18 protein-coding genes are annotated in these 18603 nt (G+C 63.3%); 1 reads left to right on the top strand and 17 read right to left on the bottom strand.

The window, feature by feature from the left end:
* Positions 1–7 precede the first annotated feature (7 nt).
* The 17 genes from HF916_RS20060 to HF916_RS19980 all read right to left on the bottom strand — a co-directional run bounded on the left by HF916_RS20060 (position 8) and on the right by HF916_RS19980 (position 16642).
* Positions 8–1801 (bottom strand): PHA/PHB synthase family protein, encoded by a 1794-nt coding sequence (locus HF916_RS20060; protein WP_168790588.1) that lies wholly within the window; start codon positions 1799–1801, stop codon positions 8–10.
* The gene (locus HF916_RS20055) at positions 1801–2760 is read right to left on the bottom strand and encodes a F0F1 ATP synthase subunit gamma (protein WP_168790587.1); all 960 of its coding nucleotides are present in this window, start codon (positions 2758–2760) and stop codon (positions 1801–1803) included. Before HF916_RS20055 ends, HF916_RS20060 begins: the two co-directional genes overlap by 1 nt.
* On the bottom strand, positions 2757–4325 hold the full coding sequence (locus HF916_RS20050) for a F0F1 ATP synthase subunit alpha (RefSeq protein WP_168790586.1): 1569 nt from the start codon (positions 4323–4325) through the stop codon (positions 2757–2759). Before HF916_RS20050 ends, HF916_RS20055 begins: the two co-directional genes overlap by 4 nt.
* Positions 4306–5055, bottom strand: a complete 750-nt coding sequence (locus HF916_RS20045) for a F0F1 ATP synthase subunit delta (RefSeq protein ID WP_168790585.1) — start codon at positions 5053–5055, stop codon at positions 4306–4308. Before HF916_RS20045 ends, HF916_RS20050 begins: the two co-directional genes overlap by 20 nt.
* Before the next feature lie 13 nt (positions 5056–5068).
* Positions 5069–5317 carry a F0F1 ATP synthase subunit C gene (locus HF916_RS20040; RefSeq protein WP_168790584.1) on the bottom strand — a complete coding sequence of 83 codons (249 nt, stop codon included), beginning with the start codon at positions 5315–5317 and terminating at the stop codon, positions 5069–5071.
* Positions 5314–6012, bottom strand: a complete 699-nt coding sequence (locus HF916_RS20035; protein WP_168790583.1) for a F0F1 ATP synthase subunit A — start codon at positions 6010–6012, stop codon at positions 5314–5316. The genes HF916_RS20040 and HF916_RS20035 overlap by 4 nt, the downstream gene beginning before the upstream one ends.
* Positions 6009–6287, bottom strand: a complete 279-nt coding sequence (locus HF916_RS20030; RefSeq protein WP_168790582.1) for an ATP synthase subunit I — start codon at positions 6285–6287, stop codon at positions 6009–6011. Before HF916_RS20030 ends, HF916_RS20035 begins: the two co-directional genes overlap by 4 nt.
* Positions 6284–6610: an AtpZ/AtpI family protein gene (locus HF916_RS20025; protein WP_168790581.1), complete on the bottom strand. Its 327-nt coding sequence runs from the start codon at positions 6608–6610 to the stop codon at positions 6284–6286. The genes HF916_RS20030 and HF916_RS20025 overlap by 4 nt, the downstream gene beginning before the upstream one ends.
* Positions 6607–7056: a F0F1 ATP synthase subunit epsilon gene (locus tag HF916_RS20020; RefSeq protein WP_168790580.1), complete on the bottom strand. Its 450-nt coding sequence runs from the start codon at positions 7054–7056 to the stop codon at positions 6607–6609. Before HF916_RS20020 ends, HF916_RS20025 begins: the two co-directional genes overlap by 4 nt.
* A complete protein-coding gene (gene atpD / locus HF916_RS20015) occupies positions 7053–8555 on the bottom strand; it encodes a F0F1 ATP synthase subunit beta (RefSeq protein ID WP_168790579.1) in 1503 nt (500 codons plus the stop codon). The genes HF916_RS20020 and atpD overlap by 4 nt, the downstream gene beginning before the upstream one ends.
* A complete protein-coding gene (locus tag HF916_RS20010) occupies positions 8552–9202 on the bottom strand; it encodes an acetate uptake transporter (RefSeq protein WP_168790578.1) in 651 nt (216 codons plus the stop codon). Before HF916_RS20010 ends, atpD begins: the two co-directional genes overlap by 4 nt.
* A 103-nt stretch (positions 9203–9305) precedes the next feature.
* Positions 9306–11294 (bottom strand): acetate--CoA ligase, encoded by a 1989-nt coding sequence (gene acs / locus HF916_RS20005; RefSeq protein ID WP_168790577.1) that lies wholly within the window; start codon positions 11292–11294, stop codon positions 9306–9308.
* A gap of 251 nt (positions 11295–11545) precedes the next feature.
* Positions 11546–12334 carry a fumarate/nitrate reduction transcriptional regulator Fnr gene (gene fnr / locus HF916_RS20000; RefSeq protein WP_240975612.1) on the bottom strand — a complete coding sequence of 263 codons (789 nt, stop codon included), beginning with the start codon at positions 12332–12334 and terminating at the stop codon, positions 11546–11548.
* 13 nt (positions 12335–12347) lie between these two features.
* On the bottom strand, positions 12348–12734 hold the full coding sequence (locus HF916_RS19995) for a response regulator (RefSeq protein ID WP_168790576.1): 387 nt from the start codon (positions 12732–12734) through the stop codon (positions 12348–12350).
* A gap of 194 nt (positions 12735–12928) precedes the next feature.
* Positions 12929–13576 (bottom strand): response regulator, encoded by a 648-nt coding sequence (locus HF916_RS19990; RefSeq protein ID WP_168790575.1) that lies wholly within the window; start codon positions 13574–13576, stop codon positions 12929–12931.
* On the bottom strand, positions 13573–15702 hold the full coding sequence (locus HF916_RS19985; RefSeq protein WP_240975611.1) for a sensor histidine kinase: 2130 nt from the start codon (positions 15700–15702) through the stop codon (positions 13573–13575). The genes HF916_RS19990 and HF916_RS19985 overlap by 4 nt, the downstream gene beginning before the upstream one ends.
* A gap of 190 nt (positions 15703–15892) precedes the next feature.
* The gene (locus tag HF916_RS19980; RefSeq protein WP_168790574.1) at positions 15893–16642 is read right to left on the bottom strand and encodes a YoaK family protein; all 750 of its coding nucleotides are present in this window, start codon (positions 16640–16642) and stop codon (positions 15893–15895) included.
* Between the two features lie 332 nt (positions 16643–16974).
* Here HF916_RS19980 and HF916_RS19975 point away from each other — a divergent pair, with 332 nt between their 5' ends.
* Positions 16975–18012: a zinc-dependent alcohol dehydrogenase family protein gene (locus HF916_RS19975; protein WP_168790573.1), complete on the top strand. Its 1038-nt coding sequence runs from the start codon at positions 16975–16977 to the stop codon at positions 18010–18012.
* Positions 18013–18603 lie beyond the last annotated feature (591 nt).

The following is an 18603-nucleotide window of genomic DNA, read 5'->3' as shown; positions in this document are numbered from 1 at the left end:
TCGGTCCTCAGTGTTGAAATACGTAGGTGCCGGGCGCGTCTGCCAGCGTCGCGAGCGCGGTGCCAGGCATTCCCATATGCGGCGGCGTGGCGCGCTTTTGATCCGCGCGCGCATCGAGCCATGCGCTCCATGCGGGCCACCATGAGCCGTCCTGCGGCGTGGCGGCTGCCGCCCACGCTTCGGGATCGATACGCAGATCGGTGGCGGCGGTGTGCTTGATTCTGTATTGACGATGGGCGTGACCGGGCTCGCTGACAATGCCCGCGTTGTGACCGCCGCTGGTCAGCACGCAGGTGATATCGGTATCTGACAGATAGTGGATCTTGTAGACGGACTGCCATGGCGCGATATGGTCGCGTTCCATGCTCACCGCGAATATCGGCGCGCGGATGTTCTGAACCAGCACCCGTCTGCCGTCGACGCCGTAGCGGCCGGACGCCAGGTCGTTGTTCAGGAACAGTTCGCGCAGGTACTCCGAGTGCATCCTGTACGGCATGCGGGTAGAGTCGGCGTCCCATGCCATCAGGTCGATCATCGGCGTGCGCTCGCCCAGCAGATAGTCGTGAATGACTTGCGACCAGATCAGGTCGTTCGAGTGCAAAAGCTGGAACGACGCGGACATCTGATTGCCCGCCAGAAAGCCCTGCGACCACATCATGCTTTCCAGGAAATAGACCTCGCTGTCGTCGACGAAAAGTTGCAGCTCGCCGGGCTCGGTGAAATCCGTTCGCGCGGCCAGCAACGTGACCGATGCGAGCCGTTCGTCGCCCACGCCGGCCATCGCCGCCGCTGCGATGGCGAGCAACGTGCCCCCGAGGCAGTAGCCGGCGGCATGGATCTTCTGATCCGGCACGACCTCGGAAATTGCATCCAGCGCGGCCATGACACCGAGCCTGCGATAGTCGTCGAGACTCAGATTGCGATCATCCGCACCGACGTTGCGCCATGAAATGCAGAACACGGTGTGGCCCTGTTCGACCATGTAGCGGATCAGCGAGTTGTGTGGGGAGAGATCGAGGATGTAGTACTTCATGATCCAGGCCGGCACGATCAACAGCGGCTCTGCGGCGACCGTGTCAGTGGTCGGGCTGTACTGGATCAGTTCGATCAAATGGTTGCGGAACACCACCTTGCCCGGTGTCACGGCGACGTCGGCGCCAACCTTGAAGTTCTCAGTTCCCACAGCGGGTTGCCCGTTTGCCTGGCGCTGGATGTCGTCGATGGCATTGCGGGCACCTTGCGCGAGATTCGCGCCATAGGTCGAGGCCGTGCGTTGCAGGACCTCGGGATTGGTGAACAGTGAGTTTGTGGGGGCGGCCACATCGAGAAGCTGGCGCGCGGTGAACGATACGACGCGCTCATGGTGAGGCGCCATGCCCGGCACGTCGCGAGTGGCGGCGTTCCACCATTGCTCAGCCAGCAGGAAGCTCTGCTGCCATAGCCGGAAAGGCTCGGTCTGCCAGACGTCGGCCTGGAAGCGGTGGTCGCCCGCGGCGGGCTCCGCCAACGGCTGTGCATAGTTGCCGGTCGCCATCTGGGATACGTAGTCACGGATTCGCGCAGCATGCTGGACGAGCAACGCCGCAAGCTCCATCCGTTTGCCGGGCGCCGACGCGAGATGGATCAGCCAGTCGGAGAACGCCAGCGTCATCGCGGCAGGCGAAACGCCGCCGGTCATACGTGCGATGGACGCCTCCTTCGCGCGATCCAGCGTGCGGAAAACATTGTCCGTCGCTGAGGGGAGGGGCTTGCCGGGAAGCACGGGTTCCAGCGGCGGGGTGATCCTTGAACGGGTATCCATCAGGGTTCCTTTGAGGCTGATTGCAATGGGCCGCCGCTTTGCCGCAGCGTGTCGGCGTTGAACTGACGCGACGTGCAACCTCGCAGATGCGGTTTGCGTCGACCCTCAGCGGCCGCGAGGTTGCCTGCCGACAGTTCGACGATTTCCGAGGTGATTTCTTCCTGCCTCAACTGGCGGAAGGTGCCGGCTAATTGTTCGAGCGTGTTGTGGACGTTCGTGCGAGCGGCGATCATGGCCCGCATGCGCGCTTCGTTTTCAGCCGCGAACGACAGCATGATGGCTTCGCAGAGTTGCGCGAACACGTATTCCTGCGCGAGTCGTTCCAGCAACCGCTGGGGGGCGAGGGTGACGAGCGGTGCGTCACGGCCTGGCGTGATCGAAAACCGGTCGAAGTCGAAGGGTAAAAGCATCTGCTGCGAGACTTCGACCATCGCGGATGAAGTCGGCACCGCATGCACGATCTTTACCTGAGCCACACGTCCGGCCTCGAGACGCCTGTACAAAGCATTCGCGAGACGATCGGCTAGCGCCGGCACTTCGTCGGCATGCGTGACCATCGGCGCCGACCAGCCGATCATCAGCCCGCGTTCCGCTGCTGCTACTTTGACGCGGTCGCCGACCATGAAGTACTCAGTCGGCGAAGCCGCCGCCGAGTTGGCCGCCGCATCGATCACATGTTCGTTGAACGTGCCGACAAAACCCTGTTCGGCACCCAGGATAATCGTTAGCGCTCCGGCCGCCGGGGCGTCGATAGAGGTAGCCGACGCAGGGCTGCCGGCCAGCAGCAGGGCATCCCCGATCGCTGCGCCGACCATCCGCGCGCACGCCTGAATGCCGTCCAGGCGACTGCGGGCTTCACGCGAGCGGGCCGCGGCGATACCGCGCATCGCACCCACTACGGATTCGAGGCCGTGCACGCCCACCATGCGCGTCTGAACTTCACTGAGCTTGTTACTCACGGGATCCCGCCTTGTGTGGAGGGCACGCTGCTGACCTGGATGGCAAGGTCTCGCACGGCGGTGACTAGCGCGGCAAGCGTGGCCGCCTCAAGCGATCCGGACGCGGCGAGCGCCGCGCTGGCCGCAGGACCGCCGTTGGCATCGAGGTGAGCAGCGAGACGCCCGCGGACCGTTGCAATGACACTAGCCGGCAGCGAATCGAATACGCCGTCGGCGAGCGCGGCCAGTAGCGCGATCTCATCGACGGCACGTAGCGGCGCGAAACGCGGTTGAGTAATCAAGGCACGGATCCGCTCGCCGCGGACCACCTGGGCCTTGACACGAGCCTCCATGAGACCGCCGAAGCGGGTGAACATCTCCAGTTCCAGAAACTGTGAGTAATCGAGCCGCAGGCGCCCCGATACTTTGCGCAACGCAGGCAACTGCGCCTTGCCGCCGACCCGGCTCACACTCAGGCCGACGTCCACCGAAGGCCGCTGGTTCGCGGCGAAAAGCGCGGCGTCGAGCATGATCTGCCCGTCGGTAATCGAGATCAGATTGGTGGGAATGTAGGCTGACAGATTACCGGCATCGGTTTCCGCGATCGGCAAGGCGGTCAGCGAACCGCCGCCCAGTTCCGTGGACAGTTTCGCCGCGCGTTCCAACAGCCGTGCATGCAGGTAGAAGATGTCGCCCGGATAGGCCTCGCGACCCGGCGGCTCGCGCGTGAGCAACGCAAGTTCGCGATGCGTCGCGGCGTGCTTGCTCAGATCGTCGATCACGATCAGCACGTGTTGCCCACGGTCACGGAAATATTCGGCGATGGAGAATCCGCTGAACGGCGCAACCCATTGCAAACCAGGCGACGCCGCTGCCGACGCGACCACGAATACGCACCGTTCAGGCGCGCCGTGCCGGCGCACGGCGTCGATGACGCGTTGCACGGCCGTGGCGCGCTGGCCGATCGCGACATACACGCAGATCATGTCCGAGTGCTTCTGGTTGACGATGGTGTCGATCGCGATCGAAGTCTTGCCGGTCGCGCGATCGCCGATGATCAACTCGCGCTGCCCGCGTCCGATCGCAAACAGCGCGTCGATCAGCAGGATGCCGGTCGCGACCGGTTGCGCGACGAGATCGCGGTCGATGATGGACGGCGCGGGCCGTTCGATCGGCAGATGCATCGCGGCCTGGATCGGTTCGTCGCGATCGAGCGGCCTGCCGAGCGGATCGATCACTCGCCCCAGCAAGCCTGGACCGACCGGTACTTCGACCACTTGCCCTGTTCCGGTCACACACGAGCCGGCGGTGATGGCGTCGCCGTCGTCGAGCAGCACGGCGCCGATAGCGTCGGCATCAAGCGTGAGCGCAAAGCCGAGCCGGCTACCTTCAAAGCGCAGCAACTCGTTCAGCCGGACCTCAGGCAAGCCGGAAACTGACGCGATGCCGTCTGACACGTGTTCGACCCGGCCGACCGTTTCAGCGTGCGCAGCGAACTGGGCGCGTCCGAGCACGGCGCGACTGCCGGCGAGCCAGTCGTGGTCGGCTGCCGCGCGCTCAGGCTGTTCAAGCTGGGACGGTGTCATGAGCGAGGAGCTCCGTTTTCAGGCTAGCCAGATCGTGACGGAAGCTGTTGTGCACGAGCGCATGCGGCGCTTCCAGTTCGAGCCCTGCGATGACTGCGGGATCGACTGTGATCTGAATCTGCAGCTCATGACCAAGCGCTTGTGCGAATGCCGTGCGACAGGCGGCCAGTTCAGTGTCAGTGAGCATGCGCGGCGCGATCAGCTGGACGGCGTTGTCTTCGCCGGTCAGCTGCGCCCGGGTCGATTCGGGCAGTTTGGCGAGTTCGCTCGCGAGCCCGTCAATGAAGCCGGCAATCCGCGCCTCCGCGGGCAACCGGTCGAGCAGCCGCGCGGCGATGTCGAGTGCAAATTGAGAGGCGCGGTCAGCGTCGGCTGCCGCGGCGTCGCGGCGGCTGGCGTCGGCCGCCGCCAGGGCGGCTGTGCGCATCTGCTCGGTTTCGGCGCGCGCGCTCTCTTCCAGCGACGTTTTGAGTTGGGCCGCTTCAGCCGTCGCGGCTTCGAGCAGTTGTGCACGCTGCCCGGCGAACTGCGCAGTGTCTGCGTCGACCTTCTGCCGTTCGTCGAGCGCTGCCGCTTTGGCCGCGGCAGCCTCAGCCATCAGCGTTGCGGCGGTGAGTTGACGTTCGGCCACGATTTTTGCCACCGGGCGAAACAGGAAGCGCGCCAGCAACCAGACGAGCACAAGCGCGTTGAGGGTCTGAAAGCCGAGCGTCCACCAGTTGATGTGCATGATCGCTCCAGGCTCACTTGATGAAAGGATTCGCGAACAGCACGAGCAACGCGATCACGAGGCAATAGATCGCCATGGTCTCGATCATCGCGAGACCGACAAACAGCGTCCTCGATATCGTGCCGGCTGATTCTGGCTGGCGGGCGAGGGCATCCATCGCGGCTGCCACCGCGCGGCCTTCGCCAAGCGCGGGTCCGATCGCGCCGAACGAAACGGCGAGCGCCGCCGCGAGAATGCTCACCACCTGGATAAGGTCGTTCATTGCGCGCCTGCCTGTTTGCTGGAAGTTTTTGGGGAATTGTCGGCAAGTGCCGCGCCGATGAAAACCATCGCGAGTACGGTGAAGATGTAGGCCTGCACTGTGCCCGTCAGGAGGTCGAGCGCCATGAGCGGAATCGGCACAAGAAGGCCCGCCAGCGACAACACGATGCCGACGACGAACACGCCGCTCATCACATTGCCGAACAGCCGCACCACCAGAGAAAAGGTCCGCGTGATCTGCTCGATCACGTTTAACGGGATCATGATCCACGTGGGTTCGGCGAACGCGGCAAGGTAACGGAGCAGGCCGCGCGAGCGGATTCCATAAAAGATCGTCGCGCAGAAAACGATCAAGGCCAACGCGGCATCGGTTTCGACATGCGCGGTCGGCGGTTCTACGCCAGGCAGGAGCGACGACCAGTTGCTGACGAGAATGAAGAGAAAGAGCGTGCCGACCAGCGCGCGATAACGCTCGGGCTCGGCCTGCATCGTGTCGCGAATCTGGTCGTCTATCGTGCCGACGAGCAACTCCAGCAGCGTTTGCATTTTCGACGGCGTCAGCGACAAGCGGCGCGTGTAGCAGGCTGCGCCGGTCGCGAGCAGCGCCATGATGACCCACGTCGTGACCACGGGCGTCGAGACGCCGATTGGGCCGATATGGAACAGTGTGGCGGTGACGAGCGGCGAGGCGATCATGGCGCCGCCCGAACGCGCTGAAGAATAGCGAAGCGTGCGAGCAGCAGGCCTGCGGCTCCGCACAGCAGCGCCCACGGGCCAAGCTTCGCCAGCGCGAAGAACAGAACGGCCACGCCGGCCATGCGTAGCAGTTGCAGCGCAAATGCCCTGCCGGGCGAACCCGCGACGATCAGCCTGACGTTCCAGTGCAAGCTCGCGAAATGGATCGAGCCAGCCAGAAAGCCGACGCACAGGCCTGTCGCAATCTGGGCGATCAGCGGGAAGAGAGTTGTCATGGCCGATCCTGTCTGGTTTGCCGGTGCATCCATTTCCACGCCGACCATAGTCCGATGGCCGCTCCCACCATCAGCAGCGGAGCGGCGAAAAATACGCCGGTTGCAAAGTGCTTGTCGAGCCAGTGACCGATCGCAAGTCCCAGCAAAGTAGGTAGAACGATCGTCCATCCCAGAATGCCAATCTGACCTAGGCGGCTCCCCAGCGACGGTTCCGGCTCCAACTCCGCACGGCGTTTGCGTTGCACGGCCTCACGCGCCGCGCGGTCGAGCGCGTCGGCGGTGGGTTCGAGGTCGTCCGGCGACTCTGGGGACGGCTGCGTCATGGCGTGGTCTCGCCGCTGTCAGTGGCTTCTGCAGGGCCTGCGGCCGGCCGCAGATAACGCAGCAATTGACGCACGGCCCGGGCATGCAGGCGGGTCTCTTCGACGCGGGCGCGGCGTACCACGTCGAGCTGCGCCGCGCGTGCCACCCGAACCTGTTCTTCAAGGACGTCGAGCGAATCGCCCAGCATGCCTTCGCGGCATGCGATCGCCACATCGTGTCCGCCGGAAACCCGTAGTACACCTTCTTTCACCGCGCAAAAATGTTCGACACCATCCGCTCCATGCCAGCGCAGCACGGAGGGCGCCAGGACGGTCAGGTAGGCGGCATGGCCCGGCAGAATGCCGAAGCTGCCGGTTTCGTCTTCGGCGCGCAGCGCGACGACCTGCTGGTCGTCTAGCAGCACGTGCGCCGGTGTGGCAATCGTCAGATGCAGGGTCGCGTTCATGATGCGACGGACTCCGCCGCGGGTTGGGGTTTCGCAGGCACCGCTGCGGCTGTCGCAGGTTGCACTGGCGCGCCTGCTGTTACAGGGTTGGCGGCCGCGGTCTCATGTGCGCGCGCTTCGTCGAGCGTGCCCACCATGTAGAACGAACTCTCCTGCCAGGTGTCGCAGTCGCCGGCCAGGATCGCCTTGCAACCGGCAACCGTGTCGGCAATCGCCACCGAGCGGCCGGGCACGCCCGTGAAGGCCTCGGTGACGGCGAACGGCTGGGTCAGGAAGCGCTGGATCCGGCGCGCACGTCCGACAATGCGCCGGTCGTCGACCCCCAGTTCCTCGACGCCAAGCAACGAGATGACGTCCTGCAACTCGCGATAGTGCTCGATGGTCTTGCGCACCTCGATGGCGACTGCGGCGTGCTCTTCGCCGACGAACACCGGATCGAGCAGGATCGACGATGAAGCGATCGGATCGATGGCCGGATACATACCTTCGGCAGCCATCGAGCGAGACAGCAGGATCATGCTGTCGATGTGCGCCGCGATCGTCGTCACCGCTGGGTCGGTGAAGTCGTCCGCCGGGACGTAGACGGCCTCGATCGCGGTGACCGATACGCCATCCACCGACACGATGCGCTCCTGGAGCGCGGCAACCTCACTGGCGAGCGTCGGTTGATAGCCGACCCGCGACGGCAGCCTTCCGAGCAGTCCTGACACTTCAGCGCCCGCCTGCACGAAGCGAAACACGTTGTCCATCAATAGCAGAACGTTCTGCCGACGCTCGTCGCGAAAGTATTCGGCGACGGTAAGCGCGGTCAACGGTACGCGCCAGCGCGCGCCGGGCGGCTCGTTCATCTGGCCGTAGACCAGCACCGTGCGCGGCAGCACGCCCGAGCCGCGCATGTCCAGCAGCATCTCGTGACCTTCCCGCGAGCGCTCGCCGACGCCCGCAAAAACCGAGATGCCTTTATAGCGCTCGACCATTGCGTGAATGAGCTCCATCACGAGCACGGTCTTGCCGACCCCGGCGCCGCCAAACGTCGCCGCCTTGCCGCCCTGAGCGAGCGGCGTGAGCAGGTCGATCACCTTGATGCCGGTCCAGAAGATCTCGGTGGCCGCGCTCTGCGAGGCGAACGGTGGCGGCGCGCGATGAATGGGCCGGCGCGGCACATCGGCAGGGAAGGGCGCACCGCGATCGCCGGGCGTGCCGGTGACGTCGATCAAACGGCCGAGCATCGCTTCGCCGACCGGCACCAGGATCGGTCCGCCCGATGCCTGCACCGGCGTGCCGCGACGCAGCCCGTTGGTGGACTGCAACGCGAGCGCGCGGACCGTGCGTTCATCCAGATGCGCCTGCACTTCCGCGATGATCGGCGCGCCTTGATCGGAGAGGATCGACAGCGACTCTTCGATGAGCGGCAGGGCGGCCTGGTCGAATGCGACATCGACGATCGCACCGCGCACGGCGATGACGCGGCCACCCGGCACCTGGGTCACGGCATTCATGGTTGAACCGCGGTTCCGCTGGTTGCACGATTTCGAGTGCGGAGTGCCGGCATGCGCAACGGCAATCCAACGACCGTCGCTGCCGAAGCGTCCTGCGCCGGGCCCACCGGCAGCACCGTGCGACCGTGCGTTTCGTTGATGATCTCCGCTGCCGACAGATAGAACGCGAGCGCGGCCGTTATGAGTCCGCCGTAGCCGCCCGCATGACGCAGCATGGCGAGGCCCGTCCATTCGCCTGCGGCAAGCAGGAAGAAAGTGATCCACAGCGCGAAAAACACCAGTTGCAGCGCACGGGGCGAGCGCCATGTCGCGACCCACATATACAGTGTGAATACGCCCCACAAGCCCAGATACCAGCCGACAAACGAGGCGGGAACCTTGTCGTGCAGAAACAGTACGAACAGCGCAAGGGACCACCAGAAAGCGCCATAGCTCAGAAAGGCGGTGGCACCGAAGGTGTTGCCGCGCGGAATCTCCATGAGCCCGGCGAGCGCCTGTGCCGTGCCGCCGTAGGCGAGTGCGACCGCGAGCACCAGCCCCATCGAATCGCCGCTATACCAGCCGGCGTTGATCATGCTGAGCAGCCAGGTGGTCAGGGCAAACCCGGCAAGTCCGAGCGGACCGGGATTGAGTGTCTTTGTATTCATGACGAGAGTCTCCTGCAGCAGGGCAGAAATGGATTGGAGCGCCGCGCGTCCGGGTACATGAGACGCGCGGCGATAGGAGGGGGAAGATCGCGCATGACTGTCTTCAGGCCGGATCGGCAAACTGCGCGATGACAGCGGGATTTTCGACTGTGGACATGTCTTGCGCGAGTGCTTCGCCTTTCGCTACCGAACGCAGCAACCGGCGCACGATCTTGCCGGAGCGCGTTTTCGGCATGGCGTCGCCGAAGCGAATCTCTTTCGGCTTCGCAATCGGGCCGATTTCCTTGCCGACCCATGCGCGCAATTCGGCCGCGACCCGTTTTGCTTCTTCACCTTCCGGACGTGTGCCTTTCAATACGACAAATGCGACGATGGCTTCGCCGAATGTTTCGTCCGGGCGACCCACCACCGCTGCTTCGGCTACCAGCGGGCAGGCCGCGAGCGCGGACTCGATTTCCATCGTGCCCATCCGGTGTCCCGACACGTTGAGCACATCGTCGACGCGTCCCGTGATCGTGAAATAGCCGTTCTCGGGGTCGCGTATCGCACCGTCGCCGGCGAGGTAGAGCTGGCCGCCGAGTTCGTCCGGGTAATAGCCGGTGCGAAAGCGTTCCGGGTCACCCCAGACGGTGCGCATCATCGAGGGCCATGGCTTCCTGATTACGAGAATGCCGGCCTGACCGTTCGGCACTTCATGACCGGCTTCATCGACGATGGCGGCGTCGATACCGGGAAGCGGCAACGTGCACGATCCCGGCACGAGTGGCGTCGCGCCAGGCAACGGCGTAATCATGTGGCCGCCGCTCTCGGTCTGCCAGAAGGTGTCCAGCACCGGACACCGGTTGCGGCCGACATGTTGCGCATACCACGTCCACGCGCTCGGGTTGATCGGTTCGCCGACGGTGCCGAGAATGCGCAGCGTGCTCAGATCGAAGCTGCGGGGGTGGACGGCTTCGTTCGCTTCGGCGGTCTTGATGAGGGAGCGAATGGCTGTCGGCGCCGTATAGAAGATCGTCACCTTGTGGCGCTGGATCATCTCCCAGAAGCGGCCTGCAGTCGGATAAGTCGGCACGCCCTCGAACATCACCTGAGTCGCGCCGACGGCGGTCGGGCCATAGCAGATATAGGTGTGACCGGTGATCCAGCCGATGTCGGCGGTACACCAGAAGACGTCGTCCGGTTTGATGTCGAAGGTCCATTTCATCGTCACGGCCGCCCACAACAGATAGCCACCCGTGCTGTGCTGAATGCCTTTCGGTGAACCCGTCGAACCGGAGGTGTACAGCACGAACAGAGGATGTTCCGCGCTGACCCATTCCGGCTCGCAGGTATCCGGCTGGCGCTGTTCCAGTTCGTGCAGCCACGCGTCGCGCCCGGCGATCCACGGAATCCGCCCGCCTGTGCGCCGGTAAATGATGACCGTCCTGATGGCATCGGTGCCGCCCATACCGAGCGCTTCGTCGACGATGGTCTTGAGCGGCAGGGTCTTGCCTGCACGCACCTGTTCGTCCGCCGTGATAATTGCGACTGCGCCGAGATTGACCATCCGCTCATGCAGCGACTTCGCGGAGAAACCGCCGAACACGACCGAATGCGGCGCGCCGATACGGGCGCACGCCTGCATCGCGACGACACCTTCGATCGACATCGGCAGATAGATGATGACCCGGTCGCCTTTTTTCACACCCTGTGCCCGCAGTGCGTTGGCGAGGCGGCAAACGCGGTGATAGAGCGCCTGATAGTTGATGGTCGTGACGGTACCGTCGTCCGCTTCAAAGACAATTGCGTTTTTGTTCGCGTTTCCGTTGGCGAGATTGCGGTCGAGACAGTTGTACGACGCGTTCAGTTCACCGTCTTCGAACCACTTGTAGAACGGCGGATTGGTATCGTCGAGAATTTGCGTGAACGGCCGGCGCCAGCTCAGATGTTCCCGGGCGAGACGGGCCCAGAATGCTTCGTGATCCGCGTTTGCTTCAGCCACCAGCGCACGGTAGGCGTCGATGCCGTCGATGGAGGCATGACGCGAAGGCGAAATGAGCGGCGGCGTATCGCCAACGGCGTTGTCCGGTTGGGTCGATTCGATAGTAGACATGGTCTCCTCGCTTGAATCATGAGGTCGGCGATCGGCAAGCGATCGTCGTTCGAGAAAGAGCTCTCGATAGCCTGGCGGGATGCCGCCCTTGTGACACCTGCGGGAAGCCTGGTGCGGGGCGGGAGTGCATCGCGGTGCACCGTAAGCGTGACGCCGAACCCTGTGTGGAGGCACGGCGTCGCGATGAAACGACTATGAATCTCTGTTCGATTGAGCGCTTGATGCAGGTCAACGCCCCCTTGTATCGCGCATCAAATGAGTGCCAGTCCTTCGAAATCGACGATCCGGATCTGCTTGCCGTGAGTTTCAACGAGTTCGTCTTTGTGAAGCTTCGAAAACATGCGGCTCACCGTTTCGAGCTTCATCCCGAGATAACTGCCCATTTCTTCGCGCGTCATCCGCAGATTGAATTCGGCCGCGGAGTAGCCACGTGTTTTCAGGCGTTGCGACAGGTTGAGCAGGAACGCAGCGACCCGCTGTTCCGCTGTCATCGTGCCGAGCAGCATCATCAGACCGGACTCGCGAACGATTTCGCCGCTCATCATCCGGTGCACGTGCTGCTGCATCGCCTTCATGTCGTGACAGAGCCCCTCGAGCGCGCTGAACGGGATGATGCATACGCTGCTGTCTTCGAGCGCGATGGCATCGCAGCTGTGGCGGTCGGTATGAACGCCATCGAGGCCGAGCATCTCGCCAGCCAGGTTAAAGCCCGTGACCTGCTCGCGGCCATCGCGATGCATGACGACCGTTTTGAACGAGCCCGACCGTACTGCATAGAGGCTCTGGAAAGTATCGTGCGCGCGATACAGCGATTCACCGCGCCTGATGGTCCGCGTCGAGCAGACGATCGAATCGAGCCGGGCGAGTTCGGACCGTGTCAGGGTCTCAGGCATGCACGTGGCGCGGACCGGACAATTCGAACAGCCGCTTCCGGAGCGCTTCGGAACAGACGAAGCAAAAGACGCGGCGGACGGCTGCAGTGGCAGCGCGAGAGTCGTGTCGTCCACGCTATCGTCCATGTATTGGGCTGCATTGAACATGCTGACCTCCGGTTCATTCGATGATGTTGTCTGAGCGCGCGCGGGCAATGTGCGCAATCGTGTCCCGCGCGAGGTCGAACTCGTTCGTCTTGTCAAAAAAGTAATCGGCGCCCGCGGCGAAACTGGCTGCGCGAAAAGCCTGCGTCGAGTAGTTGGTCAGCACGATCGTGATCACCTTGCGGGTACCGTGCGAAAGATGGCTGACCAACTCCAGGCCGTCGCTTCCAGCCAGGCGCAGATCGACGATCACCAGGTCGGCGCAGCTGTTTGCAATGCCCGTCAACGCGGTGCCGGCGTCCTCCGCTTCGCCGACCACGTTGGCTTCGGCAATCGGCTTGATCAGAGCGGCGAGTCGCAGGCGGACCGGCGACGAATCTTCAACGAGGAAGACTTTCAGCATGGCGCCAGCGTTTTCGGGTTCATGACAGCCAGTATCGGCCGTACTATCTCGAAAAAATATCGGCGGCGAATGAGGTTCGGGTAGGCGAGACGGAAGCGGTGTAGGGATCTACCTACACGGCTTCCTCGGTCGGATGACGTGCCACCTGTCCCACTTCGAGTCTGCGACCCTTTACGGGCACCGCAGCGGTGGAATCAGAGTTCGTCGTTTTCGTCGAAGAGTTTGTGGCGGATCGCGTAACGCACGAGCGCGGTGTCGTGCGGCATCTGCATCTTTTCAAGGATGCGGGTTTTGTAGGTGCTGACCGTTTTAGCGCTGACGCAGAGTTCCTGCGCGATCTCCGAGATGGTCTGGCCGGCGGCAATGCGTCGGAATACGTCGAATTCGCGGTCGGAGAGCCGCTGGTGCGGCAGGGTGTCGACGGGTTCGTTCAGGCTCTGTGCGAAGCGCTCCGCCATCGCGAGGCTCACATAGACGCCGCCGGCGGCCACTTTTGTGACCGCCGCCACCAGTTCCGCACTGGCGCTTTCCTTGGTCAGATAGCCCGACGCGCCCGCCTTGAAGGCACGCACGGCATATTGTTGTTCTGCATGCATGGTCAGTACCAGCACGCGCAGCGTGGGCTTTTCGTCCTTGATCTGTTTGATGAGTTCGATGCCATTGCGCCCGGGCATCGACAGGTCGAGGACCAGCACGTCTGCCGCACTCGAGCGGACGAGTGCTATGGTGCTTGCGCTATCGCTGGCTTCGCCCGCGACCTCGAAACCGCTTGCGCTCTTGAGGATGTGGCGCAGGCCGTCGCGCACCAGCGCATGGTCATCGGCCAGTAGCACGCGGGTCATGGGAGCGTCTCATCCTGTCGGATCGAATGCAGCGGGAAAACGGCGGTGATTGCAAAGCCGCGCGCGGCCGCCGTTTCGATTGCGATCGAACCGCCAAGCATATGCGCGCGCTCGCGAATGCCGAGCAATCCAAACGACTTGCCATTTCGGCCATCCGGTTCGACGGTACCTCGACCATTGTCCGCTATCCGCAGGATGCAGTGTTCGCCTTCGATGCGTAATACCAGCGTGACGAGTGTCGCGTCCGCGTGCCTCGCGACATTGGTGAGCGCCTCCTGGACGATCCGGAACAGGGTGGTGGCGCCATTGCGGGTAAACACGATGTCGCCCGGCTCGATCTGACGTTCGATGTCGATACCGTAGCGGTTCGTGAAATCGTTCGCGAGCCATTCGATCGCGGGCACGAGACCGAGGTCGTCGAGCATGACGGGCCGCAGGTCCGCCGCGATGCGCCGTACCGACGCCACGGTCGCGTCGATCAGACGGCGCATGCCGCGCAACTGGGTGCGTACTTCGGGACCGCCTGCGGGCAGGGCGTCGAGCGCCAGTTCGACAGACGATAGATCCATCTTTAGGGCGGTCAACTGCTGGCCCAGGTCGTCGTGCAATTCACGCGCTATACGGGCTTTCTCCTCTTCGCGTACGTTTTGCAGATTCGCCGACAGTTCGCGCAGGTCCTCGCGCGACGCCTTTAGCGCGTTATCGGCCTTGACTCGCTCGGTGACGTCGCGCAGGACCACCGTGTACAGCTTGCCGGCCGCGTCGAGAATCTGCGAGATCGACGCTTCAATCGGAAATTCTTCGCCGTTTGTCCGCAGCCCGAAAAGGACCCGCTGCTGGCCCATCTGGCGCTCCGAGACGCCCGTCACGCCGAACTGTTCGACATGTTTTTCGTGCGCGCTGCGAAAGCGTTCCGGGATGAAGCGTACGAGCGGCGCGCCGATGGCGTCCATCGCAGAGCAGCCGAATATGCGCTCAGCCATCGGATTGAAGATCACGACGCGCTGCGCTTCATCGACGGTGATGATCGCCTCCATCGACGACCGGATAATGCCCATCATGCGGGCTTCGTTGAGCGTCGATTGGGAGTTCGCGCGGCTGGTTTCCGCCGATGTGTCTGCCGTACGGCGGGCGAGCAGGAAGGCGATGCCGGCGAGAAAGATCGCCGCGAGTGTTCCGGCGGCGAGGACTGCGTTGCCGCTGTAATCGGGAATGGCGCTCAGAGCGGCGTCGCTAGTGCTGTAGGACAGTGTTAGTGTTTCGCCGCCGACAGTCAGCGTGTCTGTCTCGTGGAACAGCGGCGGGGCGTCGGCGGTATCGTCCGATGGCGTGTCCGTGGCGAACAATGGCATTGGTGCACCCGCCCTGCCCACCGTGACGCGTAGTGCAAGGCGCGGGTCACGCATGACGATGTCGCCGAAAAGTTGCCCGGTATCGAGCACGGCAACCACGAATCCCAAGATCGCTGCGCGCCGCGCTTCCCGCGACAGCGGCGCGGACCCTCCCGCATACACCGGCAAATACAGATCGAGCATGGCGCGCTCATTGCCTTGGGGCGCCTGTTGCACGCCGGTGTGGACGTAGAGTGAGACCTGTGCGGAATCGGCGGCGCGCAGGAGTGCCGCACGCCCAGTTGCATCGGCTCCGAAGTCGCGATCGGGGCGCGCCGCATCGGCGAACTTCGGCCACATCAGCCTGACGGGCGCGAACAGCGACCCGGACGCGCCGAGCGGAGTGGAGTGGGGCGCATCGGCGAAGCCGAGCGCTCGGGCTGAGGCCAAGGTGTCGGCCAGATCGAGTTGAGCCACGTAACGGGACCAGCGCTCAGGTGTGACGGCCCCGGTTGGCGAGACGTCGACGAACAGAGCGCCTGCACCGAGCATCACCTGCTCGCAGGCCCGGAATTCGTCGCGCAGGTCCGCCGTGATGCGCTGCGTGCGCAACTCGAAGTGCGCCTGTGCGGCATGCCGCAGATGGTCGCGGACAAGGCTCGCCGCGCCGACGGTGACGGCCATCGCCATCACGAATGTCACCGCGGCAACGAGCACGGGTCGGCGGTTGGGCGCGATCTCCGGCGCGGGCCGGTTCGCCGCGTCAGAGGCGGGAAGCTTGGCGTGACCGGACATGCAAGCGTTGCCTCGGTGATGATTCCGCTGGCTCAGCGTGAGAAGGCGCGATCCTGAACGGACTAAGGGCACGCAGGAGCAATCTGTTCAACATAGCGTGTGCGGGCGCAATTGTCGTCTATTAGTTTCACGCCGGCCTGCGGGCGACCTCGATACGAATTGCCCGACGATAGGACACGACTGGCCGTGGCTAGCGCCGCTGGCCCACCAGATCGTCCACCAGCGGCACTACCGCCAGCACGACCAGCATCGCCGCCAGCGGCACGGTCGACACGAAGCCCGCGTATTTGAAGCCCAGCGCTCCGGCCAGTCCGCCCGCGAAGAACATGCCGAGCAGCGAAGCGAGTAGGCCGAGCTTCGAGCGGTCAGCCCTGACCGCACTCACGCTTGGGCCGGCTTCGGAGACATTCCAGTAAAGCAGCTTGCCTAGCTCGATTCCCATATCGGTAACGAGGCCGGTCACGTGCGTAGTCCGGATTTCGGCCCTGGATATTTTCGTGACGATGGCGTTCTGCAGGCCCATCACGAAGCACAGCAACCCTACCGTAGCAGGCAGGAACATGACGCGATGACTCTCGAGGTTCGATCCCAGCAGACCGAAACACAGCAATAACGCGGCTTCCAGCATCAGCGGCATCGCGTACTCGCTTTGTGCGTGCCGCCGCCGTCCCCAGTTGATCAGGACGGCCGACAGCGCTGCGCCAGCCAGAAACGCCACGAGCGAACTGAATCCCGCGACCACGAGGCCAAGGTCACCCAGCGAGAGGTTATCAGCCAGTGCCGAGACGATCCCCGACATGTGCGACGTGTATTGGCCGACCGCGAGAAAGCCGCCGGCATTCGCGGCCCCGGCGATGAACGCGAGCGAGCGGCCAAGGCGCCGGTTGCTCTGATCGGTGCGCTCGGGACGGGCGAAGCTGCGAAGATAGTCGATAGGCATGGCATGGACCCGACGCAAATCTGCGTTGCAGTGGCTGAACGGGAAGTCGTCGATGATACGCGACTCACCGTTGACCGTCGGGAACCCATCATGGGCAACGAAGACGGACTCAAGCTGATCTGGATCAACCAACGCCACATTGGCGTCGCGCCAGCCGACCAGTTAGCGTGTTGCGCGTGCGGACCGTCCGGTCGACCTGATCAGGCAAGTCGCTGGCGGCGGGGCGATGGCGCAGCGGGCTTCCCGATTGGTTGATCCAGGTCAACGGAAGGGCGGCGCGCAAGCCTAGAGTCGTTTGCATGGCGGAAAGGTCCGCTCACGGAGGCAATACGATGAAAGCGCTTGTTTACCACGGCCCCGGGAAGAGTTCGTTGGATGAACGGCCCATGCCGGAGCTCGTCGATCCGACGGATGCCATCGTCCAGATCACGCATACGACGATTTGCGGCACCGATCTGCATATCCTGAAGGGCGACGTTCCGACGTGCGAGCCGGGCTGCATTCTCGGTCACGAGGGTGTGGGCGTGGTTCGACAGGTCGGTTCCGCGGTAACGTCGTTCAAGCCAGGCGACCACGTGCTGATTTCCTGTATCTCGTCGTGCGGCAAATGCGACTACTGCCGGCGTGGGATGTATTCGCATTGTCGGACTGGCGGCTGGATTCTCGGTAACAAGATCGACGGTACACAAGCCGAATATGTTCGCCTTCCGCACGCCGAAACGAGCATGTACCCGGTTCCGGCCGGCGCAGACGAGGAAGCGCTCGTTATGCTGTCGGACATCCTGCCGACAGGCTTCGAGTGCGGCGTGCTGAACGGCAAGGTCCAGCCGGGGAGCACCGTGGCGATCGTCGGGGCCGGGCCGATCGGTCTGGCGGCACTGCTCACAGCGCAGTTTTATTCGCCCGCGCAGATTGTCATGATCGACCGCGATGAAAATCGTTTGTCCATCGCCGAGCGATTCGGTGCCACCAGTTGCGTCAACATCGACACCGCGAATGCGGTCGATGTGGTGATGCGACTGACTGACGGTATGGGTGTCGATTGCGCGATCGAGGCAGTCGGCGTGCCAGCATCGTTCCAGATGTGCGAGCAGCTCGTTGCCGCCGGAGGAGTGATAGCGAACATTGGTGTGCACGGCGTCAAGGTCGATCTACATCTCGAAGCGCTGTGGGATCGCAACGTTTCAATTACGACGCGTCTGGTCGATACGGTGAGCACGCCGATGCTCCTGAAGACCCTGCGGGCCGGGCGGTTAGACGCAAAAGCGCTGATCACGCACCGCTTCAAGCTCGACCACATCCTCGATGCGTACGACGTCTTTTCCCGAGCGGCCCAGACACGTGCTCTGAAAGTACTGATCGAAGCCTGAGCAGATCGCGCTGCTCCGCATCCCGCATTGCGTCAGTCATTTGCACACCGTTCCATATCAGGAGTAACGCCCCATGACCTTTCTGAAGCCCGCGTCGAAAACGGCGGATGCTGTTGCAGATGAATAAGCGGCGACGATTTCCGGTGCATCACTGCCCAAGTACCGCATTCCAAAAAACTCTTCCGATCCGCGTGCCGTCTTCGATCTGGTGCGCGACGAATTGCTGATGGACGGAAATTCCCGCCAGAACCTCGCGACATTCTGCACGACGTATGCCGATGACGAAGTGCGCCGCTGGGGAACACCCCAACTTTCACCTTGAACGAACCAGCCATACTGTATATATTAACAGTACTGTTTATATATACAGGGTCGTCGATATGGAACATCTGATTCGTATTCTTAACGACAAGGATCGTCGAACGCTCGCCTGGCTGCGGCAGCAGGTCGGCGAGGCCGCCCTTGGCGCGGCCGCTGAGCGGTGCGGCGGGCCGACAAAGCCCTATGTATCTCGTGTCTGCCGATGCCTGGGTCTGAGGCCGCCAATATTCGGAGAGTCGCTGACACACATATCGACTGCGACCGCGGAGC

Origin of the sequence: Paraburkholderia aromaticivorans (assembly GCF_012689525.1) — a bacterium.
Taxonomy (GTDB): domain Bacteria; phylum Pseudomonadota; class Gammaproteobacteria; order Burkholderiales; family Burkholderiaceae; genus Paraburkholderia; species Paraburkholderia aromaticivorans_A.
The sequence above is the reverse complement of the archived record's forward strand: the minus strand, read 5'-3'. Positions and strand labels throughout refer to the sequence as shown.